Origin of the sequence: Streptomyces sp. NPDC086549, from assembly GCF_044746205.1 — a bacterium.
Lineage (GTDB): Bacteria > Actinomycetota > Actinomycetes > Streptomycetales > Streptomycetaceae > Streptomyces.
Map to the genome: position 1 here is coordinate 419,198 of NZ_JBIVBS010000006.1, position 22,368 is coordinate 441,565.

Consider the following 22,368-nt stretch of genomic DNA (forward strand, 5'->3'; position numbering starts at 1 on the left):
TGAAGGAGCGCGGGGCGATATCGACATGCGGCTCCGCCGCGATGGGGGTCCCCCCCCTGTTCGAGCGAAGCCGAGAACTTGGGGGAGCGACCAGCCACGACGGACCCGCGGACGACACACCGGACTTCCGGCGGAGCGCTCAGCGCGGCGCGAATCCGTCGAGCACCCGTTCCAACGCCCTCTGGAACACCGCCTCCAGATCGATCGGCCCCGCGTCCTCCGTGTACGCCGCCGCCATGTGCGGGTACGCGCCCGTGGCGATCCGGCTGCCCAGGTAGGCGATCCGGACCGCGTTCTCCTGCTCCTCCGACCAGGGGAGGGAGCGGGTGCGTTCGGCGGTTTCGAGTTCGTTCCTGACGTACGTCGTCACCACCCCGTTGAGCATCGCCACGAGTTCCATCTTCGTGCCGTAGGACGCCTCCAGCGGGTCCAGGCAGGCCAGGCAGTGTTCGAGATAGCGCAGGGCGTTCGGGCTGAAGCCGTACACCGGGGACATCAGGCGCGGCATCCAGGTGTGGCGGTGCATCAGGGCGCGGGTCTGGTTCGCGACCCGGAGCATGTCGGCACGCCAGTCGCCGCTCGGTTCCCAGAGCTCGTGCTCGGCGCTGACCGCGTCGACCATCAGCTCGTACAGGTCCTCCTTGCGGGGGACGTAGTTGTACAGCGACATCGTCCCGCAGCCGAGTTCGGCCGCGACGTGCCGCATCGACACCGCGTCCAGCCCTTGGGCATCGGCGATCCGGACGGCGGCGGCCGCGATGTCGGCGCGGGTGTAAGCCGGTTTCGGGCCACGGCCCGTGCGCTCGGGGCGCGCCCAGATCACCTCGGGTACGGCCCCTCGGAGTGCCATCGATCATCACCTCGCTCACCATGCTAGTTACGTACATCGTACGTAGTGCGCTATGGTCGACGCATGACTACCACGTACGCTGTACTTAGTGAGGGTCTGGAGAAGCGTTTCGGCGCTGTGCACGCCCTGCGTGGGCTGGATCTGGCCGTCGCGCAGGGCACGGTCTGCGGGCTGCTCGGCCCGAACGGGGCGGGGAAGACGACGGCCGTACGGCTGCTCACCACGCTGCTGCGGCCGGACACGGGCTCGGCCCGGGTCGCGGGCCACGACCTCGTACGGGAGGCGGCGGCCGTGCGGCGCCGGATCGGGGTCACGGGGCAGTACGCCTCGGTCGACGGGGATCTGACCGGGCGGGAGAACCTGCGGCTGTTCGCCCGGCTGCACCGGGTGCGCGGACCGGCCGAGCGGGCCGGTGAGCTGCTGGAGCGCCTCGGGCTGACCGAGGCCGCCGACCGGCCCGCCTCGACCTACTCGGGCGGGATGCGGCGCAGGCTGGACCTCGCGGCCAGCCTCGTACGCCGGCCCGACGTGCTGTTCCTCGACGAACCCACCACAGGACTCGACCCGGCCAGTCGCAACCGGATCTGGGACGCCGTGCGCGAGTTGAAGGCGGACGGCACGACCGTGCTGCTGACCACCCAGTACCTGGAGGAGGCCGACCGGCTCGCCGACGACATCGCCCTGGTGGACCGGGGCAGGGTCGCGCACACCGGCTCACCGGCCGAGCTCAAGTCGCTCATCGGGTCGTACGCGGAGGCCGTCGTCACCCACCCCGACGCGCTGGCGAAGGCCGCGGCCGTGCTCGACCGGCTCACCGGCACCGAGCCGGCCTTCGACCACGACCGGCACGCCGTCGGCGCGTTCACCACCGATCCGACGCTGACGCTCCCCCGCCTCGTGCGCGAACTCGACGCGGCGGGCGTGCCGCTGGTCGACGCCAGTCTGAAGCAGCCGACCCTCGACGACGTCTTCCTCCGGCTCACGGGCAGTAAGGAGCTTGCGGCATGAGCGAGCTGGCATACGACGGCACCGCTATGCTCGGCCGCCGGCTGCGGCAGCTCCGCAACAATCCGGGCCTGGTGGTCCTCACCCAGACCATGCCGATCACCATGCTGCTGTTCTTCGGGTACGTCTTCGGCAGCGCGCTCGCGATGCCCGGCCGGGAGTACCGCTCCTTCCTCGTCCCGGGGCTGCTGGTGGCGACCGCCGCCAACGGGATCATGACCGGCATGTTCCAGGCCGCCCAGGACTCGCACCGGGGCGTGATGGACCGCTTCCGTACGCTGCCGATGAGCCGGGCCGCCGTACCCCTGGGCCAGGCGGTGGCCGACCTCGTCGTCACGGCCGCCGGGACGGTGCCGTTCCTGCTGGTCGGGCTCGCGGTGGGCTGGCGGGTCGAGGGGTCTGCACCGGACGCGGTGGACGCGTTCGCCCTCCTGCTGCTGTTCCGGTTCGCCTGCACCTGGGCCGGGATCTTCCTCGGGCTGCTGACCCGCAGCGAGGAGGCGGCCGGTCAGCTGGGCAGTTCGACCTTCCTGCTGCCGATGCTGTCGAACGCGTACATCCCCACCGGCAACCTGCCGGGCTGGCTGCGCACGCTCGCCGAGTGGAACCCGATCAGCGCGGTGACCACGGCCCTGCGCGACCTCTTCGGGAACGCCCCGGTGCCGGACGGCGCCGCCTGGCCGGTGGCGCATCCCGTCGCCGGTTCGCTGGCCTGGTGCGCCGTGCTCATCGCCGTCTTCGCACCGCTCGCCGTTCACCGGTACGCGCACGGCCGATGACCCGCTGCTGACAGAACCGCCGGTCAAGGGGATGATCCCCCCTATGGACCGACTCCCGCCGCCCCTGGAGGGCATCACCGTCGTCGCCGTCGAACAGGCCGTGGCCGCGCCCTTCGCGACCCGGCAGCTCGCCGACCTGGGCGCCCGCGTCATCAAGGTCGAGCGGATCGACGGCGGCGACTTCGCGCGCGGGTACGACACCGCCGCCCGCGGTCTCGCCTCGCACTTCGTGTGGTGCAACCGGGGCAAGGAGTCCATCGCCCTCGACCTCAAGGACCCGCGCGGCCTCGACGTCGTGCGGCGGCTGGTCGCGGACGCGGACGTGTTCGTGCAGAACCTCGCGCAGGGGGCCGCCGCCCGGCTCGGGCTCGACGCGGCCACGCTGTGCGCCGCGCACCCGCGGCTGGTCGCCGTGGACATCTCGGGGTACGGGGCGTCCGGACCGTACGCGGACAAGCGGGCGTACGACATGCTCGTGCAGTGCGAGGCCGGGCTGGTGTCGGTGACCGGGACGCCCGAGCAGCCGGTGAAGGCCGGGATCCCGGCGGCGGACATCGCGGCGGCCATGTACGCCTTCTCCGGGGTGCTGGCCGCGCTGGTGCGGCGCGGGACGACCGGGCGCGGCGGGCCGGTCGAGGTGTCGATGCTGGAGGCCCTCGCCGAGTGGATGGGGCACCCCCTGCACCATGCGATGCACGGCGGCACTCCCCCGGCGCGCACCGGCCTCGCGCACGCCGTCATCGCACCCTACGACGCCTATCCGACGGCGGACGGGGGGCGGGTGCTGCTGTCGGTGCAGAACGACCGGGAGTGGCGTCGGCTCGCCGAACAGGTCATGGGACGGCCCGAGTTGGGGACCGACCCGGCGTACGCGACGAACGCCGCACGGGTCGCGAACCGGGAGCGCACCGACGAGCTGGTCGCCAAGGCGCTGGGCTCGCTGGATGCCGACGAGGCGCTGGCGCTGCTGGAGGACGCGGGCATCGCGTGCGCACGCCTGAGGGACCTGCACGAACTGGCGGAGCATCCGCAGCTGACGGCCCGAGAGCGGTGGCGGGAGGTGGGGACGCCCGTCGGACCGCTGCGGGCACTGCTCCCGCCCATCACCATGCCGGGCGGGGACGAGGCGCGGATGGGGGACGTACCCGCGCTCGGACAGCACACCGGGGCGCTGCTGCGTGCCGTGGGGATGACGGCCGATGAGATCGCAGCACTGCGCCGGGACGGCGTCGCGGCCTAGGGCCTGTTCGGCGGATCAGGTGGCAGAGAAGGACGGCGCGCGGGCGGGCCCCGGCGCGGGACTTCAGTGCTTGTGGCCGCCGAACAGCGAACGGCGCAGCCGGCGCAGCGGAGCGAAGAGGGAGACGCGGCTGACCCGCGCACCTCGGTCGCTGCGCTCGTGCGCGGCGTCACGTGCCGTCAGCTCACGCATCAGCGAGGTCGCCTCGGCCGTCTTCTGCTGCGGTACGGCGGGACCCGCCAGCACCGAAAGATGACGGTCGAGGCGCGAACTGGTCGCGCTGCTCCCGCATGTGATCGCAGGGACCCTCGCCCTGCTGCGCACTGTTATCTGCTCCATGTCACTCCCCACCCGTACGAGTCCACCCGGCCCGGGCAGGCTAACCCTATCGCCCCGGCCGGGCACGCGTGTATTGCGCTCACAGGATTCACCTTCCCCATAAAGGGGTTGACGATTACTCTCCGAATCCAACTGATTTCAGGGCGAGTTGGACAACGGGCTGAGTAGTGGGCTCTTCTGAGCCCCCGTCGGGTTCGACGGTTACGGCGAGTGACGTCGAGGACTTGCCGAGACCGGCCGCGATCAAGGGCGTGTCGCCCTCGAAGAGGCCGAGGGAGCGCGGTTGCGCATGGGGGCGCATGAGCCAGAGCTGGTGCACGCGTCCGCTGGGCAGGTCTCCGTACCCGCTGAGCGTGACAACGGCCCGCCCCTCGGATGCGGAGGCGATCACTCCGATACTTCCGCCCCGTCCGTCCTTGCCGCTGGTCGCGCGGGCGTCCGGAGCCGCCAGAACGTGGGCGATCTCACGCGCCTGCGTCCGCTCGGCATCGAGCCTGTCCTGGGTCCGGTTGGCCTGGACCGCGAACAGCCCGGCGACGACGAGCGCCGCGGCCGCGGTCGCCGTGGCGAACGGAACGAAGAAGGGGCGCGTCCGGGGCGTACGGGTGCGGGCCGGCGGCGGCTGCGTGCCCCAGACGTGCGGCGGCAGTTGGGGTGCGCGCTCCCGCGCCGGGGCGGACTCCTGCGGAGTCGCGCGCACGGCGGCCAGCACCCGGTCACGCATGGCGACCGGTGCCGGGGCGGCCGTGGACCAGGCCAGGCGCACCGCGTCCTCGGACAGGGCCCGCACCTCGGCGGCACAGCGGTCGCAGTCCGCGAGGTGTTTCTCGAAGCGGCGCCGCTCACCGGGTTCGAGGGCGTCCAGCGCATAGGGGGCGGCGAGCGAGTGCAGATCCTCGCGGTGGAAAAGCTTGTCGAGGACGCTCATGCGACACCTCCCAGGCACTTGCGCAGCTGGGTGAGTCCGTCGCGCATACGGGTCTTGACCGTGCCCAGCGGCAGAGAGAGCCGCTCGGCCACCTCACGGTACGTATAGCCGTCGTAATAAGCGAGGGTGACGGACTGACGCTGGAGCGTGGTGAGCCGGTCCAGGCAGCGGCGCACCCACTCGCGCTCCAGCCCTGCCTCGACCTCCTCGGTCACCTGGTCGAAGGCGGGGAACCCGGAGCGCATCGCCTCGCGTTGCTCGCGCTCACCGGCCGCGCGGGCGCTGCGCACCCGGTCGACCGCGCGACGGTGGGCGAGGGTGAGGACCCAGGAGAGCGCACTGCCCCGTCCGGGATCGAACCGGGCGGCGGAGCGCCAGAGTTCGAGCAGCACCTCCTGGGACACCTCCTCGGACTGAGCGGGGTCACGCACCACGCGGCGCACGAGCCCGAACACCGGACCCGACACCAGCCCGTACAAGTCTTCGAATGCCTTCTGGTCGCCGCCCGCCACGAGCACCAGCAGCTCGTCCGCCTCCACTCGGGCCCCCTCTCCCCCGTCGCACCCGGACCGTCCCGTCACACCAGGCATTCGCAACGAACGCACCTCCGGATGGGGTACGGATCAGCGGGCCGAAAACGCGGGTCGGAGAAGAAGAAAAGATTTTTTGCGTCGGACCAATCCGAACGGGCCCTCCGCTCCGTATACCCGTCCGTCAAGCAAGTTGGGACTGAGGACGGACGGCATGACACCTCTATTCTCCAGGAGCGGCACGGGTCGCAAGGGCCTTGTCACGCTCATCAGTGGTGCGCTGGCCGCCGGCGGGCTCGCAGCCGCCGGCGTCGCCACGCTGGAACCGGGGGTGGCATCCGCCTCCTCCCACCGGGAGGCCCCGCTCATCTCGGGCACTCCGCAGTACGACAACACGGACCTGTACGCGTTCGTCAGCCCGGACAAGCCGGACACTACGACGATCGTGTCGGACTACATCCCCTTCGAGGAGCCGGCCGGCGGCCCGAACTTCTACCAGTTCGCGGACGACGCCCAGTACGACATCCACATCGACAACAACGGTGACGCGAAAGACGACCTGATCTTCCGTTACACCTTCAAGACCAAGATCAAGAACAAGAACACGTTCCTCTACAACACGGGCGTGGTCGACAGCCTGAACGACCCGGACCTGAACGTCACGCAGTCGTACGACCTCGACCTCATCAAGCTCAAGAACGGCAGGCAGCAGTACAGGACGAGGGCCGCCAGCAACGTCCCGGTGGCCCCGTCGGACGTCGGCAAGGCGTCGATGCCGGACTACGCGAAGCTGCGTTCCCAGGCCATCTACAAGACCTCGAACGGCGGCGCGACCTTCGCCGGCCAGGCCGACGACCCGTTCTTCGCCGACCTGCGTGTCTTCGACCTGCTGTACGGCGGCAACCTCAGCGAGGTCGGCCGGGACACCCTCAAGGGCTACAACGTCAACACGATCGCCCTCCAGGTGCCCAACGACCTGATCCGGCAGTCGGCGAAGCGCCCGACCGTCGGCATCTACGCGACGACCCAGCGCAGGAACGCGCAGGGCTACTACTCGCAGGTGTCGCGCCTCGGCAACCCGCTGGTCAACGAGGTCGTCAACCCGCAGAAGGACAAGGACAAGTTCAACGCGTCCCAGCCCAAGGACGACGGGCAGTTCCTGAAGAACGTCACCAACCCCGAGCTGCCGAAGCTCATCGAGGCGATCTACAAGATCAAGGCACCGAAGGAGCCCCGCAACGACCTCGTCAGCGTGTTCCTCACGGGCGTCAAGGACCTCAACCAGGAGCAGCCGTACGCGACGCCGTCGGAGATGCTCCGCCTGAACACGTCCATCAAGCCCACCGCCAAGCCGAAGCGGCTCGGTGTCCTGGACGGCGACAACGCGGGCTTCCCGAACGGCCGTCGGCTTTCCGACGACGTGATCGACGAGGCGCTCCAGGTCGTGGAGGGCGAACTGGTCGGCTCCAAGAACGACCTCGGTGACGCGGTCGACAAGAACGACAAGAGCTTCGAGAAGTACTTCCCCTACGTGGCCGAGCCGACGGCCGGTTCGCGTGGTGCGCTCGCCAAGGGCACGACCAGCGGCACGGACGTGAAGAGCCAGCTCGGTGACGCGCTGCAGCCGGCGACCTCGTCGGCCGGCGGCTCCGACAACACGGTCCTGATCGCCGGCTCGGCGGCCTCGGGCGCGGCCGGGATCCTGCTGATCGGCACCGCCCTCGCGTGGTGGCGCCGCCGCATGCAGCGCTCGTACTGATCGATCCGCACCCCACCGACTGGCGCGGCCCGCGTACCCACATCCCCCACGGCGCGGGCCGCGCCACCCCCACGACTTCCACCGGCTTTCACCGAGTTCCATCGAGTTCCACCGAGCAGCGACCAGGCGACCTAGGAGAGGGCATGTCCCCGCGTACGAACGACAACGAGCCCGCCGCGCGGCCGGTGGACGCAGAGGGCGACCTGCCGGACACCGAGGCCCCGGACAGCAGGACCACGGACACGTCGGCTCCGGACACGGAGACCCCGGACACCGAGGTGGCCGCCTCCACGGAGGAGCACGACGCGGGGGACAGCGAAGCCACGAGCTCCACGGAGGGCGACGAGCGGGTCGAGGCCGTGCGGCGGGTCGGCGCCGCCGGGCGGCGCTGGCGGGCCGCCCGGCTCGCCGGATGTGCCGCTCTGCTGGCCGTGGCGATGACCGGCGGGGCGATCGCCCTCGGGGCCGCGCGGGACAAGGCGCCGGTGTCCGTGGCCGCTTCCAGTGCCGTCGATCCCGCGTTGCTGACCAGCGGAAGCCTCGACGCGAGCATCGCCGCCCTCCAGACCCATCTCCGGTCGCAGCCGAAGGACTACGGCAGCTGGGCCACCCTCGGCCTCGCCTACGTCGAACAGGCGCGGACCAAGGGTGACCCGTCCCGGTATCCGCAGGCGGAGAAGGCACTGCAGCGTTCCCTGAAGCTGGTCCCCGACAACGAACAGGCCCTCTGCGGCCGCGCCGCCCTGGCCGCCGCCCGGCACGACTTCAAGGACGCCCTGACCTACGCGGACAGGGTCCTGAAGGAGAACCCCTACAGCGAACGCGCCCTCTCCTCCCGTATCGACGCCCTCGTCGAACTCGGCCGGTACGACGAGGCCTCGAAGGCCGCCGACACCGCCGACGAGCGCCGCCCGGGAGTCCCCGTCTTCACGCGCTACGCCTATGTGCGCGAACTGCGCGGTGAGGTCGGCGCGGCACGGCAGGTACTGGAGCAGGCCCTGGCCGGCGCCACCTCGAAGGGCGACATCGCGTACGTCTCCGCCCAGCTCGGCCAACTCGCCTGGAACCAGGGCGACTACAAGACGGCCCTCACCTACTACGCCCGGTCCCTGGCCGCCGACGACAACTACCTCCCCGCCCTCGAAGGCCGGGCCCGCGCCCAGGCCGCGAGCGGCGACCGGGCCGACGCCATCAAGGGCATGGAGCTCGTCGTCTCCCGCTATCCGCTGCCCGGCCCCCTCGTCGAACTCGGCGAGCTGTACGAGGCCCGCGGCGCCGAAGGGGACAAGGCGAAGGCCGGCGACCAGTACGCCCTGGTCGAAGCCTGGATCGCCCTCGCCCGCGCCAACGGCGTCAACGCCGACCTCGACACCGCCCTCGCCGCCGCCGACCACGGCGACAAGGCCGAGGCCCTGCGCGCCGCACGCGCCGAGTGGGCCCGCCGCCACACCGTGCACACCGCGGACGCCCTCGCCTGGGCCCTGCACGTCAACGGCCACGACGAGGAGGCCCTGCCCTACGCCCGCCGGGCCACCGCCACCGGCTACCGCAACGCCTCCTTCCGCTACCACCGCGGCATGATCGAACTCGCCACGGGCCACAGGAACGACGCCCGCGCCTCCCTCAAGGCGGCCCTGAAGCTGAATCCCGGCTTCTCCCCCTTGGGCGCGAGCAAGGCCCGTACCGCGCTGAAGAACCTGGAGGCGGCCAAGTGACACCGCGTCGGGTGTTCGCCTCCGCCGCGGCCGTGCTGACGGCCGCCTGCGCGCTCGCGCTCGCCCCTTCCACGAGCGCGAGCGCGCACCCCCTCGGCAACTTCACCGTCAACCGCTACGACGGCCTGGTCGCCGCCCCCGGGCAGCTCCGCGTCGACCATGTCGAGGACCTGGCCGAGATCCCGGCCACCCAGGCCAAGCCCGACATCAAACGGCTGGGCATGACCGAGTGGGCGCGGCAGCGGTGCGAGAAGGCCGCGGAGGGCAGCAAGGTCACCGTCGACGGCCGTGCCACCGCCCTGTCCGCCGGCAGCAGCCACGCCCGGCTGCGCCCCGGCCAGGCCGGACTCAACACCCTCCGTGTGGAGTGCCGGTTCACCGCCCGGCTCCCCAAGGAAAGCACCGTGGCCCTCGGCTTCCACAGCGAGGGCGCGACCACCGGGCCCGGCTGGCGGGAGATCACGGCGCAGGGCGACCGGATGACCCTCACCTCCTCCGACGTCCCGAAGAAGTCCGTGTCGCACGAACTCACGAGCTACCCGAAGGACTTGCTCTCCTCCCCCGCGGACACCGTCACCGCCTCCCTGCGCGTGCGCCCCGGCGGGCCGGCCCTCACCGAGGAACGGCAGGACGCCCCCGCGGCCTCCGTGCTGCCCCGTGGCGCCGACCGCTGGACCCGCGCCCTGGACAACCTGGTCGCCCGCCACGACCTCACCGTCGGCTTCGCCTCCCTCGCCCTGCTCATCGCGATCGTCCTCGGCGCGATGCACGCCCTCGCCCCGGGCCACGGGAAGACCCTGATGGCCGCGACGGCGGCCGCCCGCGGCGGCAAGGCCCGGCTGAAGGACGTCCTGCCGCTCGCCGCCTCGGTCACGGTCACCCACACGCTCGGCGTCGTCGCCCTGGGCCTGCTCGTCACCGCCGGTTCGGCCGCCACCCCTTCGGTGATCGCCTGGCTCGGCATCGCGAGCGGCGTCCTGGTGACCGTGGCGGGCGCGAACCTCGTACGACGCGCCTGGCGCAACCGTGCCCACGCGCTTCACCACCACCCGCACAGGGACGGGCACACGCACACTCACGAGGAGGCTCCGGAGCGCCCGTTGGCCCTGGTCGGCGCGCACGGCGGGACGGCCTTCGCCGCGCACACCCACGACCACGACCACGACCACGGTGACGGCCACCACCACGGACATGACCACGGGCATGAGCAGGACCACAGCCATGGTCACGATCACGATCACAGCCACGATCACGATCACACCCACGGGCACGACCACACCCACGAACATGACCACGGGCACGACCACGACCACACCGTGGAACACACCCACGGCGGCTTCACCCACACCCACTCCACCGCCCCCACCCTCCGCGGCACGATCCTCCTCGGCTTCGCGGGCGGGCTCGTGCCCAGTCCGTCCGCCGTGGTGGTCCTCGTCGGCGCGGCGGCCCTCGGCCAGGCCTGGTTCGGGCTGCTGCTGGTCATCGCGTACGGGGTGGGGCTCGCCCTGACCCTCACCGCGGCCGGGTTCGCGGTCGTCAAGCTGGGTACGGGAATGACCCGGATGATGGACAGGCGCCCCCGCTGGACCACCCACCCGGTGGCCGGCCTGGTGCGCCGGACCATGCCCTTGGCGTCGGCGTTCGTCGTTCTGGCCCTCGGGGCCGGATTGGTACTCAAGGGGGCGGCATCAGCACTCGGCTGAGCTACTTTTGTGGAGATGTCACGCGAGATGCCGTGGGGGGCACGGGTGTCCGAAGAACCGGGCAGTGAACGTGTCGTCGCGGGCCGCTACCGGCTCCTGTCCCCGCTCGGCGAGGGCGGGATGGGAACCGTGTGGCGGGCCCGCGACGAGGTGCTGGACCGCGAGGTCGCCGTCAAGGAGGTGCGTGCCCCGGCCGGGCTGTCCGGCTCGGATGTCGAGCGGATGTACGCCCGCCTGGAGCGCGAGGCGTGGGCGGCGGCCAGGGTCACGAACCGCAACGTGGTGACGGTGTACGACGTGGCGATGGAGGGCGGCAGGCCCTGGATCGTCATGGAGCTGATCCGCGGTGTGTCGCTCGCCGACCAGTTGGAGGCCGAGGGGCCGATGTCCCCGCAGCGCGCCGCGCACATCGGCGCGGAGGTGCTGGCGGCGCTGCGTTCCGCGCACGCCGCCGGGGTGCTGCACCGGGACGTGAAGCCGGGCAACGTGCTGATCGCGAACGACGGCCGGGTGGTGCTCACCGACTTCGGCATCGCCACGGTGGAGGGCAGCTCCGCGCTGACCATGACCGGCGAGGTGATCGGCTCGCCCGAGTTCCTCGCCCCGGAGCGGGCGCTCGGCCGCGCGTTCGGCCCCGAGTCCGACCTGTGGTCCCTCGGCGTGATGCTGTACGCGACCGTCGAGGGCAGTTCCCCGTTCCGCCAGAACACCCCGCTCAGCACCCTGCGTGCCGTCGTGGACGAGGAGCTGCCGCCGCCACTGAGAGCCGGACCGCTCGCTCCCGTCATCGAGGGTCTGCTGCGCAAGGATCCCGCCGACCGGTTGCCGGCCGACGTGGCCGAGCGGGACCTGCGGCTCATCGCGGCGGGCGGCGCCCCGCGCGCGGACACGGCGCCCGGATCGCCGTACGCCCCGACCGTCGTGGCCCAGCCGCAACAGGGCTTCGGCACACCGCCGATGCCCGTGCCGACGCGGCCCGCGCCGACGGCGCCTGTCACGCGCACCACGGACGCACCACCGGACCGCGACCGACGGGCCACCGTCTTCCTGATCGCGGGCCTGGTCGCCGTCACGCTGGCGCTGGCCGGGCTGACGTACGCCCTGCTCAACCGCGACAACGGCGGTGACACGGGGAACAGCGGCGCGAGCAGCAGCCAGTCGGGCAGCAGCCTCAGCTCCCCCGCCCCTTCCCGCACCACCGACTCGGACACGGGTGCCCCGCCGCCCACCCCGAGCAGCACCCCGCCCAGCAGTCAGCCGGCCCAGTCCGTGCACGTCACGGTGAGCGGTGCGAACACGGAGTACTCCGGGGCCTGTCCGCCGCCGACCGAGCAGGCGCCCGCCTTCACGGCGACGTTCACGGTGGGGCGGCTGCCGGCGCAGGTGGAGTACCGGTGGGTGCTCAAGGACGGTTCGGTCTCCGACCCGGGGTGGAAGACACTGTCGTTCCCCTCGGGCGGCGGGAAGTCCCAGCAGAAGAAGGTGATCGTGACGACGTACTCCGAAAGCGGGACGATCCGGAACGCGATCAGCGTCGAGGTGCGCGGCCCGGTGCGTACGACGTCGAACTCGGTGCCGTTCTCGGTGACCTGCGCGACGACGGAGACCCCGACGGACGGGGCCTCCTCCTCGCCTTCGGCCTCGCCGTGACGGATCAGGCCGCGCTGGTGAGAACCGGCAGGTAGCCACCCGACTGGCCGGCGGCGGTCGGGTGGTACGACTGGCCGATGTTCAGCCAGTCGAGGCTGTGCAGCCAGGAGCTGCCGGAGCAGATCTCGTGGCCGGTGAAGGTGGAGCGGATGTCACCGAACACGAAGCCGTGGTCGGCGGCTCGCTTGGCAATAGCGGTGTCGAGGTAGTCGGCCGCGTCGTTGATCGCCGAGCGCTTGGTCTCGGACAGGCCGACGCATGTGGTGCCCAGCTTGTAGAAGCGGGGGTAGCCGAGCACGACCACGCGGGCGGACGGGGCCTTGGCACTGATCGCGTTGTAGACGTTGTCGAGCTTGCCGGGCAGCGTCGAGTCGACGTAGGCCTTCGCGGTGTTGATCCGGGACAGGCAGGTGCTGTCGGAGTTGAGGATGCAGGTCGTCATGACATCGGTGAAGCCCGCGTCGTTGCCGCCGATGGTGAGGGAGACGAGGGCGGTGGCGGAGCTGAGCGAGCCGAGCTGGTTCGCGAGGACGTCGTCCGTCGTGGCACCGGAGCAGGCGTTGAAGGCGAACGAGGACGGGGCGTGGGCCGCGTTCCACAGGTAGGGGTAGGCCTTGGTGCTGCGGCTGCAGCTGCCGCTCGAACTGATGTAGCTGCCCGCTCCGACGCCGGAGGAGTAGGAGTCACCGAGCGCCACATAGCCGCCGGCCGCAGCGAGTTGAGGGGACGCCTGCGCCACCGCGGCCCCGGTGAGGGCGAAGCCGGTGGCGAGGAGGAGCGAGGTCACGTATGCCGTAAAACGGAAACGTCTCATGGAACCTCCCTTTAGCAGGATCTCTGCCACAACTGTCGTAGCAACTACGCGAGTTGACGGGAAGTGTTCATGCCAAGACTTTTCAAGCCTCAACGAGATCGACCCCGGCCGTTCATGGGCCCTTGATGACATGCTTATGACAAATCTATTGACAGAACGTCAGTACCAACGATGTACGGCGACTTCCGCATCTTGACGGCCGGTGTTTCGCTGCGCGACATTGAAGCCCGGCATCCGGCGCTTCGGGGGGCAAAGTCGCCAATGCGGACCATACGGATCAAGTCAGCCTCGACGGACGACGCCGAGCGGGCGCGGACAGGACCAGGGAGGGACCTGTCGCCGCTGCTCGCGGGAGCCGCGACGGCCGTCGGCGGGGTCGGTGCGCTGCTCGCGCTCACCGACTCCGGCTCGCCGCTGCGCGCGCCGTTCACGCTGTTCTTCCTGCTCGCGGCGCCGGCTTCGGCCATCGCCGCGATCCTGCGGGGGCTGGATCCGTTCGGCCGGGTGCTCACCTCGGTGGCCGGTTCCGTGGTCCTGAACATGCTGGTGGCCGAGGGCATGCTGGCCGTGCACCACTGGTCGGCGCGCGGCGGAGTCGTCGCCGTGACCGTGCTCAGCCTGCTGCTCCTGCTGCCGGCACTGGCGCACCCACGCATTCTCGAACGGATCGGCACAACCCGTTCGAGTGGCGATACAACGTCCGACAAAGTTGTGTAACGGCCAAACCAACAAAAACGTGAGGCCCCGTTCCAGGTCTTGCCATACAGGTTCAATCGTCAATACCGTCGTACATCTCACCCGCATCGGTCCGTCACCACGCGGCTCCAGGGGAGGGCTCAGGGACCGCGACGTTCCGGCGCGGGGCGCGGTAGGGGGGTGCCGTGCTCGGTGACCGCACTTGTGACCGAGCCGTGCCGCGCGACCGGCTGTCGTTTTTTCGCGGCAGCCCGGCCAGCTTTGCCAGCTCACCCGCGTGCACGGAGATCCGTTCACCGTGCCGCACGTGAGAACCCCCCTTTCGAACCGGACACATAGCCGGGCCGCCCAGGGGCGGGCGGTCCACCGGACGAGAGGGACCAGACTCATGAGTTCTGTTCTGCGCCCGCCTGCTTCGGGCCAAGATCCGTTACTGACGGGCACATACCGGCCGATCTCCTCTCACCTTGCCATCGCGCCACCGGTGAGCGTGGTGATCCCCGCCATGAATGAGGCGGAGAATCTCCCCTACGTCTTCAAGACGCTTCCGGACTGGATACACGAAGTCGTTCTCGTGGACGGCAATTCCACGGACGACACCGTCGAAGTGGCCCGTGAGCTGTGGCCGAAGGTCAACGTCGTCGAACAGCGGGGCAAGGGCAAGGGGGATGCCCTGATCACCGGGTTCGAGGCCTGCACCGGCGACATCATCGTGATGGTCGACGCGGACGGCTCGGCCGACGGCAACGAGATCGTGTCGTACGTCTCCGCCCTGGTCTCGGGCGCCGACTTCGCCAAGGGCTCGCGATTCGCCAACGGCGGCGGCACGGACGACATGACCTTCATCCGCAAGCTCGGCAACTGGGCGCTGTGCACCATCGTCAACCGCAAGTTCGGCGCCCGCTACACCGATCTCTGCTACGGATACAACGCGTTCTGGCGGCACTGCCTCGACAAGATCGACCTCGACTGCACCGGATTCGAGGTCGAGACCCTCATGAACATCCGGGTCGTCAAGGCGGGACTGAAGGTGCAGGAGATACCCAGCCACGAGTACCTCCGCATCCACGGCGCGAGCAATCTGCGGGCCGTGCGGGACGGGTTCCGGGTGCTCAGGGTGATCCTCGGCGAACGTTCCAACCGGCGTGCGCTGCGGCGCCGCGCGCACCAGTCGCCGATGCTGGACACGGGCCGGGGAGAGGTGTCTTGAGCGGGCCCGACATCCCCGGCATCTCTGTCGTGATCTGCGTGTACACCGAGGACCGCTGGGAGGACATCCTCGCGGCGGTCTCCTCGGTGCGTACGCAGTCCCGACCCGCGCTGGAGACACTCCTGGTCGTCGACCACAACCGGGCGCTCCTGGAGCGGCTCACCAGGGAGTACAAGGAGGCCGACGAGGTACGGGTGCTCGCCAACGCGGGCCCCCGCGGCCTGTCCGCCGGACGCAACACCGGCATCGCGGCATCGCGCGGCGAGGTGATCGCCTTCCTGGACGACGACGCCGTGGCCGAGCGGGACTGGCTGCGCCGCTTCGCCGAGGGGTACGCCGACCCGCGGGTGATGGCCGTCGGCGGCCGGACGATGCCGATCTGGGCATCGGGCCGCCGCCCGGACTGGTTCCCGGAGGAGTTCGACTGGGTGGTGGGCTGCACCTACAAGGGGCTGCCGCCGGGCCGGGTCCGGGTGCGCAACGTCCTCGGCGGAAACGCTTCTTTCCGTCGAACGGCGTTCGACGCGGCGGGCGGCTTCGCCACCGGTATCGGCCGCGACGGCGACAAGCGGCCGCTGGGCTGCGAGGAGACGGAGCTGTGCATCCGCCTCACCCGCGCCCGGCCGGACGCGGTCCTGCTGATCGACGACCGGGCGGTGATCCACCACCGGGTGCCCGAGGCACGCGAGCACTTCGGGTACTTCCGCACCCGCGCCTACGCCGAAGGCCTGTCGAAGGCGCTGGTGGCGCGGAGCGTGGGCGCGGACAAGGGGCTCGAGTCGGAACGCCGGTACACCACGCGTGTGCTGCCCGCGGGGGTCGCTCGTGGCCTGCGGGACGCCCTGCTGGCACGGCCGGGCGGCGCCGGCCGGGCCGGGGCGATCGTCGCCGGGGTACTCACCGCGGCGGGCGGGTACGTGGTGGGGAGCGTCCGGGCGCGCCGGGGCGGGGCCGTCTTCTCGGTGGTGGACATCGAAGGGGGAGCCGAAGCGGGAGCCGAGGGGGGAATCGAGAGGGGAATCGAGGGGGAAGCACATGGCTGAAGCACGCGTGCCGATTCTCATGTACCACTCGGTGGCGACCGCGCCGAACGACGCCACCCGCGCCCTGTCGGTCGCCCCGGAGGCGTTCGCGCAGCAGATGGCGCTGATCGACGACCTGGGCTTCAACCCGGTCGGCACGGCCGAGCTGGCGGCGAGCTGGCGCACGGGGAAGCCACTGCCCGAGCACCCGGTCCTGATCACCTTCGACGACGGCTACGAGGGCGTCCACCGGCACGCCCGGCCCGTCCTGCGCAAGCACGGCTTCGCGGCGACGCTGTTCGTCTCGACCGGCTGGATCAGGGGCGCGTACGACACCGGGGGCGGCCTGGACACCATGCTCGACTGGCACCAGGTGCGGGAGCTCGCGGGCTCCGGCGTCGAGATCGGCGGCCACAGCCACACCCACCCGCAGCTCGACCAGCTCGACGACGATCGTCTGCGCTCCGAGCTGGTGCGCTGCAAGGAGATCGCCGCCGACGAACTGGGCACCGCGCCGCTCTCGTTCGCCTACCCCTACGGCTACTCCAGCCGCCGGGTGCGCCACGCCGTGCGGGAGGCCGGGTTCGCCCAGGCGCTCGCCGTCGGCAACGGGCTCGCCCGCCGCGGCCAGGGGCCGTACGCCCTGCAACGGGTGACCGTGCGCCGCAGCACGGACGCCCAGGAGTTCGAGCGGCTGCTCGAAGGCCGTTCGATCACCCGCAACTTCGCCAGGGACCGTGCCCTCACCAAGGGGTACGCCGTCCTCCGCAGAGCACGCCAGGTCCGCCGGAAGGCCATCCGTTCCCGTGTCTGACACGACGACCACAACCGAGGCCGCTTCACCCGGGACACAGGCGCCCGAGCAGTCGGGGCGCCGTCTGCGCCTGCCCGGACGGGGCCGGTCACCCGGCGGCAACCCACTGTTCCGGAACGCCTACGCCCTGATGCTCAACACCGGCATCTCCGCCGTCCTCGGGCTCGGCTTCTGGCTGGCCGCGGCCCGCTACTACTCCGAGTCGGCGGTCGGCCAGGGCTCCGCAGCGATCGCCGCGATGAAGCTCCTCGCGGGCCTGACCGCGGTGACCCTGACCGGCGCCCTGGCCCGCTTCATCCCGGTCGCCGGGCGCCACACCGGACGGCTCATCTTCCGTACGTACGCGGGCAGTTCGCTGATCGTGGCACTGGCCGCGGGCGTCTTCCTGATGACACTGGACGTGTGGGGGCCGTCGTACCGGTTCCTGCACGGGCCGCTCAACGGGCTCGGCTTCGCCGTGGCCGTCGTCGCCTGGAACCTGCTCACCCTCCAGGACGGCGTGCTGACCGGGCTGCGCAGCGCGCCCTGGGTGCCGGTGGGCAACACCGTGTTCTCGGCGGTGAAGCTGGGGCTGCTCGTCGCGTTCGCGGTGGCGATCCCGACCACCGGTGTCTTCGTCTCCTGGGTCACCGCGATCGCCACCTCCGTGGTGCCGCTCGGCTGGCTGGTGTTCCGGCGCCTGGTGCCCCGGCACATCAAGGCGACCGAGGAGCACGCGAAACCGCCCACGCTGAAGGAGATCGGCCGGTTCCTCGCCGGCGACTACACCGGCTCGCTGTTCTCGCTCGCCGTGGTCTACCTCGTCCCGGTGATCATCGCCGCGCAGGTCAGCTCCGAGGACAACGCGTACTTCTACATCACCACCACGATCGGCGGCACGGTCAACCTGCTCGCCATCAACATGGGCGCCTCCCTGACCGTCGAGGGCTCGCACGAGCCCGCCCGGCTGGCCGCCAACACCCGGGCGGCGCTGCGTCGGATGGCCCGGCTCATGCTGCCGATCTGCGGGCTGCTCTTCGTCGGGGCGCCATGGATCCTCGGCGTGTTCGGCACGGGCTACGCGGACGCGGCGACACCGCTGCTGCGCTGGTTCGCGGTCGGCGCGCTGCTGCGGGTCGTCATGGAGACCTACTTCGCCGTGCTGCGCGCCCAGAGCCGCACCGCCGGACTCGCCTGGCTGCAGGGGCTGTTGTGTGTGCTGGTCCTCGGCCTGACGCTGCTGCTGCTCCCCCGTATGGGGCTGACCGGCGCGGGCGTCGCCGAGATCTCCAGCCTGGCGGTGATCGTGACGATCGCCGCGCCCCGGCTGTGGAAGACGGTCAGGGCCACGCCCGCCGAGGTCCCGGAGTCGGCGGCACCCGACGGAGACCTCGCCGACCTGGGGGCGCGCGAGGTCCCCGCCTCCACCCAGTCGGGCCGGCGCGCTCCGGCCTGGGCGTTGGACAGCGACACCCTCGCCCTGGGCATCCACGTCGACTTCGACCACCAGGAGCGCCGCCCCGACGTGCGCCCCGGTCCGGGCACCCCGCCCACGGGTACACCGGTGGTGCATCCGGACCGGCCGACCTGGGCGCTGCGGCCCCGGCCGCCGGAGGCATGGGGACTGCCGGTCGAGGAGAGGGAACCGGGAGCGGAGGCATCGCTGGGACCGGCCGAGGCCTCGCTGCTGAAGGAGGCGGAGGTCGACGCGCCGTTCGAGAACGCCCTCGCACCGGAGGCCGCTGCCACGCCCGGGGAAGTCGCCGCCGTACGGGCAAAGGACCCGCCCGAGACTCCGGTTCCCCCGCTGCGTGACCGTCTGATGCCCACCCGTCCCGGAGTCGTCCTCGGCTGTCTGCTGATCGCCGCGCTCCTGCTGTACTGGGTACCGGCCCTGCGGCTCGGCGAGTCCGACCTGGACGAGATGGGCGGGCTCGGCCTGATCTCCGTGCTGCCGATGCCCACGCTGGTCGGGGCGGCGCTGCTCATCGCGGTGTTCGCCTCCCTGCTCTGGCTGCGCCGCGAGCACCGGGCGCTGCTGCTGGTCACACTCCTGGCGACCGTGGTGTCACTGCACGCCCTGCCCGCCGTCATCGAGACCGAACCACGGTTCGCGACGGCCTGGCAGCACCTCGGGTTCATCGACTACATCGACCGCACCGGGTCCGCCGTGCCGGACCTGGACGCGCGCTGGAGCTGGCCGGGCTTCTTCGCGGCGGCCGCGTTCGTCGCCCGGGCGTGCGGGGTCACCGACTTCACCGAGATCATCCGCTGGTGGCCGCTGGCCATCCAGCTCGCCTATCTGGCTCCGATGTTCCTGCTCGTGCGCTCGATGCGGGCGAGCTGGCGGGCCAGGTGGACCGGCATCTGGATCTTCGTGCTCGGCGGCTGGGTAGGCCAGGACTACTTCTCCCCGCAGGGCTTCACCTATCTCCTCTACCTCGCCTTCGTGGCGATCCTCCTCGTCTGGTTCCGCGCCCCGCGCGTGATCTGGACGAAGTTCCGCCCCGGCGAGGCGGAGGTCGAGCCGACGGACCGGCGGCAGCGAGCCGTACTGCTCATGGTCCTCATCGGCCTGTACGCGGCGAGCGTCCCGGCGCACCAGCTCACCCCGTTCGTGATGCTGGGCGTGCTGACGGTGCTGGTCCTGATCGGCAGGTCGGAGCTGCGCGGTCTGCCGATCCTGTTCGGGGTGCTGGCCGCGGTGTGGCTCGGCTTCATGGCGGAGCCGTACTGGTCCGGGCACTTCAACGACCTGTTCGGCGGGGTCGGCGGGGTCGGCAGCAATGTGTCGACCTCCGTCTCCGGCCGTATCCAAGGCGGCAGTTCGACCCACAAGCTGGTCCTCTACACGCGGGTGCTGCTGGCCGGCGGGGTGATGGCCTTCGCCTGCTGGGGCTGGTGGCGGCGGCGCGACCACAAGTACCGCGAGCGGTCGCTCCTCGTCCTCACCTTCGTCCCGTTCCTGGGCTTCGGCATGCAGTCGTACGGCGGCGAAATGGCCCTGCGCGTCTTCATGTTCGCCCTGCCGGGCGCGGCGCTCCTCGGCGCCCTCGCGCTGTTCCCGCGCACCGGCGTCACCGCGAAGGAGCGCGAGAAGGACCGGGTCAGCCTGGCGCCGCTGGCCGCGCTCATGGCGGGCCTGCTGCTCATGGGCGGCTTCCTGGTGGCCCGCTGGGGCAACGAACCGTTCGAGCGGATCCGGCCCGGCGAGGTCGCGGCCATGGACTATGTGTACGCCCATGACAGGCCGACCGTGCGGCTGCTGTGGCTGAGCAACGACACGGTGAACAACGTGACGCCGGCGATGCCGTGGGGCACGAAGGACATGGAACGCGTCAACTATGTGCCGACGCTGGCACCGACCGACCCGGTCCTGGTGTCCGGCCTGGTCAAGTCACTCAAGGACGCGGGCCCGAACTCGTACCTGATGCTCAACAGGAGCCAGATCACCTACCTCCGGATGGACGTGGGCTACTCGGCTTCCTGGGAGTCCCGGCTGGTCCAGAACCTGGACAACCGGCAGGAGCTGAAGAAGGTCCTGGTCAACGACGACGTCACCATGTACGCGATGCGCAGGCAACCCACGGGCGAGGTGCCGCGGCCGGATCCGGGACCGATCGGACCGCGGGTGACGTGGACGCCGTGGTCCGTGGTCGGCGGGCTCGCGGCCGTCGCGCTGATCCTGCTGCTCACCGCGCGCGAGGTGGTCCGGGTCGCGGTGCGGCCCGGGGTGCGTCAACTGCGCTGGCTGCAGAGCAGTTTCTGGTTCTCGCTGCCCCTGCTGGCGGTCCTGCTGGCCTCGCTGGTGCAGCGGTTCCTGACCATGAAATGAGGCCGGAGTGGCCCGGCCGGACTACCGGTCGAGCCACTTCACCTCGTACGCGTGCATGTCGAACCGCTTCCCGTCGACCTGCGCGCTGATCGTCCGGTCGAGGGTGTTGACCACCAGGACCGTCTTGTCGCTCGCGAGGACGCGTACGTTGGGCGCGTCGTCCTCGGCTACGGACACGGTCTCGTACCTGGTGCCCGGCGGGAACGCCTTGCCGAACCTCGACACCAGGTCGTACAGGGGGAGCTCCTTGCCCCCGTCCCCGCTGCCGGTCGGCGTCCACAGGCAGCCGGCGCAGCCGGTGCCCTTCTCCTCCTCCGGGTTCCAGTAGAAGCCGGAGTCGGCGCCGCCCTTGACCATGGCGATCATTCCGGTGGCCTGGACGGCGACGCGGTGGGTCTCGGACCAGCCCTTGCGGTCGTCGTTGCCGTCGGCGGGCTCCACGTAGTACTCGGCCCACCACAGGGGCAGGTCGTGGGTCTGCCGCCGCACCCACTCGCTCACCGCCGTGAGCTTGTCGGTGGCCGCGAACTCGTCGGGCAGCATGTCGTCGTCGTTGGTGTAGCTGGAGCCGTCGACGACCACGAAGTCGGCGCCGGCCCGGTGCGTGTTCCAGTAGTCGAAGGCGTCGAGAACCCGCTGGTCCATGGCACCCCAGGCGCCCCGGAGCGCGGTCGACGCGTTCTCCTTCTGCCGCGGGTCCACGCTGTCCATGACGAGATAGGGCCCGCCCACCATGATGTCCTTGTCGACCTTCTTCAACGCCTTGTAGACGAGGTTGTAGAGCTTCGTGTAGCCCTCGTAGTCCCAGCGGCCCTCGGCGTTGTTCCAGAAGCCCTTGAACTCGTTCCAGACGATGAAGTGGCGTACGTCCGGATAGCGCTTGGCGACGGTGGCGGCGAGGTCGGCGAAGTCCTGGTAGTGCGCGGGGGTCGGGGCGGTCTCCAGCGCGGCCTGGCTCCAGTTCGTGTTGTCGACGCCGGCCTTGCCGCCCTTCATCCAGTCCGGGGAGCAGCACAGCGTGATCACCGGGGTGGCGCCGGACCTGCGCATGAAGTCGATACGGCGGTCCAGCGCGCCGAAGTCGTAACGCCCCTCGACCGGCTCGGGGTTGTCGGCGCCCCAGCCCATGATGTGCTGGTTCTGCGGCAGTCCGCCGTTCCTCGCCAGCAGCTCCTCCACCCGCCCGGTGGCCGCGTCACTGCCCTCGTCGGCGCTGTACTGGGTGTGGGTGAAGCCCCAGCCCACGTACGGCTCCGGCCTGCCCTGCGGTGTGGCCGGCGTGCCGTGCACCCTGTCGCCGTCGCGGGAGGTGCCCGCGGTGCTCGCGCCGCTCCCCGGAAGCGTGCTGATCAGGGTCACCACCAGGGCCAGAGCGGCCACTCCCACACCGAGCAGGGCGGTGAGCCGCCACCGCCGAGTCCCCGGATTCCACCCATGACGTCCCATCAAGGACAACAGTAATGGCGGATTTCGCGTATGGGGGAGGTCTTGGGAACA

Annotated in this window: 18 protein-coding genes; 12 read left to right on the forward strand and 6 right to left on the reverse strand. The window is 70.8% G+C overall.

The genetic code is table 11. The features are described from left to right. Nucleotides 1-139 precede the first annotated feature (139 nt). Nucleotides 140-850, reverse strand: a complete 711-nt coding sequence (locus ACIPSA_RS22170) for a TetR/AcrR family transcriptional regulator C-terminal domain-containing protein (protein ID WP_402637573.1) — start codon at nucleotides 848-850, stop codon at nucleotides 140-142. 63 nt (nucleotides 851-913) lie between these two features. On the opposite strand from ACIPSA_RS22170, the gene ACIPSA_RS22175 reads away from it, so the two are divergent. From ACIPSA_RS22175 to ACIPSA_RS22185, 3 genes are read left to right on the forward strand one after another with little or no spacing between them, the layout of a single operon-like run. Continuing rightward, on the forward strand, nucleotides 914-1,858 hold the full coding sequence (locus ACIPSA_RS22175) for an ATP-binding cassette domain-containing protein (RefSeq protein ID WP_402637575.1): 945 nt from the start codon (nucleotides 914-916) through the stop codon (nucleotides 1,856-1,858). Next, a complete protein-coding gene (locus tag ACIPSA_RS22180) occupies nucleotides 1,855-2,634 on the forward strand; it encodes an ABC transporter permease (RefSeq protein ID WP_402637577.1) in 780 nt (259 codons plus the stop codon). Before ACIPSA_RS22175 ends, ACIPSA_RS22180 begins: the two co-directional genes overlap by 4 nt. A gap of 43 nt (nucleotides 2,635-2,677) precedes the next feature. Further along, a complete protein-coding gene (locus ACIPSA_RS22185) occupies nucleotides 2,678-3,874 on the forward strand; it encodes a CaiB/BaiF CoA transferase family protein (protein WP_402637579.1) in 1,197 nt (398 codons plus the stop codon). A 63-nt stretch (nucleotides 3,875-3,937) separates the two neighbouring features. Here ACIPSA_RS22185 and ACIPSA_RS22190 read toward each other — a convergent pair whose 3' ends face one another. From ACIPSA_RS22190 to ACIPSA_RS22200, 3 genes are all read right to left on the reverse strand, one after another. Then, nucleotides 3,938-4,213, reverse strand: a complete 276-nt coding sequence (locus ACIPSA_RS22190; protein ID WP_402637581.1) for a hypothetical protein — start codon at nucleotides 4,211-4,213, stop codon at nucleotides 3,938-3,940. A gap of 115 nt (nucleotides 4,214-4,328) precedes the next feature. Then, the gene (locus ACIPSA_RS22195; protein WP_402637583.1) at nucleotides 4,329-5,141 is read right to left on the reverse strand and encodes an anti-sigma factor domain-containing protein; all 813 of its coding nucleotides are present in this window, start codon (nucleotides 5,139-5,141) and stop codon (nucleotides 4,329-4,331) included. Next, entirely contained in the window at nucleotides 5,138-5,680 is a 543-nt protein-coding gene (locus ACIPSA_RS22200) for a sigma-70 family RNA polymerase sigma factor (RefSeq protein ID WP_402637585.1), read from the reverse strand. Before ACIPSA_RS22200 ends, ACIPSA_RS22195 begins: the two co-directional genes overlap by 4 nt. Before the next feature lie 205 nt (nucleotides 5,681-5,885). Here ACIPSA_RS22200 and ACIPSA_RS22205 point away from each other — a divergent pair, with 205 nt between their 5' ends. From ACIPSA_RS22205 to ACIPSA_RS22220, 4 genes are all read left to right on the forward strand, one after another. Further along, the gene (locus ACIPSA_RS22205; protein ID WP_402637587.1) at nucleotides 5,886-7,430 is read left to right on the forward strand and encodes a DUF4331 domain-containing protein; all 1,545 of its coding nucleotides are present in this window, start codon (nucleotides 5,886-5,888) and stop codon (nucleotides 7,428-7,430) included. Nucleotides 7,431-7,573: 143 nt separating this feature from the next. After that, nucleotides 7,574-9,145 (forward strand): tetratricopeptide repeat protein, encoded by a 1,572-nt coding sequence (locus ACIPSA_RS22210; RefSeq protein ID WP_402637589.1) that lies wholly within the window; start codon nucleotides 7,574-7,576, stop codon nucleotides 9,143-9,145. Continuing rightward, complete coding sequence (locus ACIPSA_RS22215) at nucleotides 9,142-10,851, forward strand: sulfite exporter TauE/SafE family protein (protein ID WP_402637591.1); 1,710 nt, start codon at nucleotides 9,142-9,144, stop codon at nucleotides 10,849-10,851. Before ACIPSA_RS22210 ends, ACIPSA_RS22215 begins: the two co-directional genes overlap by 4 nt. A gap of 15 nt (nucleotides 10,852-10,866) precedes the next feature. Continuing rightward, nucleotides 10,867-12,501, forward strand: a complete 1,635-nt coding sequence (locus tag ACIPSA_RS22220) for a protein kinase (protein ID WP_402637593.1) — start codon at nucleotides 10,867-10,869, stop codon at nucleotides 12,499-12,501. A gap of 4 nt (nucleotides 12,502-12,505) precedes the next feature. Here ACIPSA_RS22220 and ACIPSA_RS22225 read toward each other — a convergent pair whose 3' ends face one another. Then, complete coding sequence (locus ACIPSA_RS22225) at nucleotides 12,506-13,315, reverse strand: SGNH/GDSL hydrolase family protein (RefSeq protein WP_402637595.1); 810 nt, start codon at nucleotides 13,313-13,315, stop codon at nucleotides 12,506-12,508. A gap of 171 nt (nucleotides 13,316-13,486) precedes the next feature. Between ACIPSA_RS22225 and ACIPSA_RS22230 the strand changes: the two genes are divergently transcribed. From ACIPSA_RS22230 to ACIPSA_RS22250, 5 genes are all read left to right on the forward strand, one after another. Further along, nucleotides 13,487-14,032, forward strand: coding sequence for a hypothetical protein (locus ACIPSA_RS22230; RefSeq protein ID WP_402637597.1), 546 nt, complete (start codon nucleotides 13,487-13,489; stop codon nucleotides 14,030-14,032). A gap of 367 nt (nucleotides 14,033-14,399) precedes the next feature. After that, complete coding sequence (locus tag ACIPSA_RS22235) at nucleotides 14,400-15,221, forward strand: glycosyltransferase family 2 protein (RefSeq protein WP_402637599.1); 822 nt, start codon at nucleotides 14,400-14,402, stop codon at nucleotides 15,219-15,221. Continuing rightward, nucleotides 15,218-16,264, forward strand: a complete 1,047-nt coding sequence (locus ACIPSA_RS22240) for a glycosyltransferase (RefSeq protein WP_402637601.1) — start codon at nucleotides 15,218-15,220, stop codon at nucleotides 16,262-16,264. The genes ACIPSA_RS22235 and ACIPSA_RS22240 overlap by 4 nt, the downstream gene beginning before the upstream one ends. Further along, the gene (locus ACIPSA_RS22245; RefSeq protein WP_402637603.1) at nucleotides 16,257-17,057 is read left to right on the forward strand and encodes a polysaccharide deacetylase family protein; all 801 of its coding nucleotides are present in this window, start codon (nucleotides 16,257-16,259) and stop codon (nucleotides 17,055-17,057) included. The genes ACIPSA_RS22240 and ACIPSA_RS22245 overlap by 8 nt, the downstream gene beginning before the upstream one ends. Next, nucleotides 17,050-20,871, forward strand: a complete 3,822-nt coding sequence (locus ACIPSA_RS22250; protein WP_402637605.1) for a lipopolysaccharide biosynthesis protein — start codon at nucleotides 17,050-17,052, stop codon at nucleotides 20,869-20,871. Before ACIPSA_RS22245 ends, ACIPSA_RS22250 begins: the two co-directional genes overlap by 8 nt. A gap of 21 nt (nucleotides 20,872-20,892) precedes the next feature. Here the strand turns inward: ACIPSA_RS22250 and ACIPSA_RS22255 are convergent, their stop codons facing one another. Then, entirely contained in the window at nucleotides 20,893-22,317 is a 1,425-nt protein-coding gene (locus ACIPSA_RS22255; RefSeq protein ID WP_402637607.1) for a xylan 1,4-beta-xylosidase, read from the reverse strand. Between the last annotated feature and the right edge of the window lie 51 nt (nucleotides 22,318-22,368).

Bases quoted from the DNA above. Each gene is read 5' to 3' on its own strand.
- ACIPSA_RS22255 (WP_402637607.1), bottom strand. From the start codon at position 22,317: ATGGGACGTCATGGGTGGAATCCGGGGACTCGGCGGTGGCGGCTCACC.
- ACIPSA_RS22220 (WP_402637593.1), top strand. From the start codon at position 10,867: ATGTCACGCGAGATGCCGTGGGGGGCACGGGTGTCCGAAGAACCGGGC.
- ACIPSA_RS22230 (WP_402637597.1), top strand. From the start codon at position 13,487: ATGTACGGCGACTTCCGCATCTTGACGGCCGGTGTTTCGCTGCGCGAC.
- ACIPSA_RS22225 (WP_402637595.1), bottom strand. From the start codon at position 13,315: ATGAGACGTTTCCGTTTTACGGCATACGTGACCTCGCTCCTCCTCGCC.
- ACIPSA_RS22185 (WP_402637579.1), top strand. From the start codon at position 2,678: ATGGACCGACTCCCGCCGCCCCTGGAGGGCATCACCGTCGTCGCCGTC.
- ACIPSA_RS22190 (WP_402637581.1), bottom strand. From the start codon at position 4,213: ATGGAGCAGATAACAGTGCGCAGCAGGGCGAGGGTCCCTGCGATCACA.
- ACIPSA_RS22175 (WP_402637575.1), top strand. From the start codon at position 914: ATGACTACCACGTACGCTGTACTTAGTGAGGGTCTGGAGAAGCGTTTC.
- ACIPSA_RS22170 (WP_402637573.1), bottom strand. From the start codon at position 850: ATGGCACTCCGAGGGGCCGTACCCGAGGTGATCTGGGCGCGCCCCGAG.
- ACIPSA_RS22210 (WP_402637589.1), top strand. From the start codon at position 7,574: ATGTCCCCGCGTACGAACGACAACGAGCCCGCCGCGCGGCCGGTGGAC.
- ACIPSA_RS22235 (WP_402637599.1), top strand. From the start codon at position 14,400: ATGAGTTCTGTTCTGCGCCCGCCTGCTTCGGGCCAAGATCCGTTACTG.
- ACIPSA_RS22195 (WP_402637583.1), bottom strand. From the start codon at position 5,141: ATGAGCGTCCTCGACAAGCTTTTCCACCGCGAGGATCTGCACTCGCTC.
- ACIPSA_RS22205 (WP_402637587.1), top strand. From the start codon at position 5,886: ATGACACCTCTATTCTCCAGGAGCGGCACGGGTCGCAAGGGCCTTGTC.
- ACIPSA_RS22245 (WP_402637603.1), top strand. From the start codon at position 16,257: ATGGCTGAAGCACGCGTGCCGATTCTCATGTACCACTCGGTGGCGACC.
- ACIPSA_RS22180 (WP_402637577.1), top strand. From the start codon at position 1,855: ATGAGCGAGCTGGCATACGACGGCACCGCTATGCTCGGCCGCCGGCTG.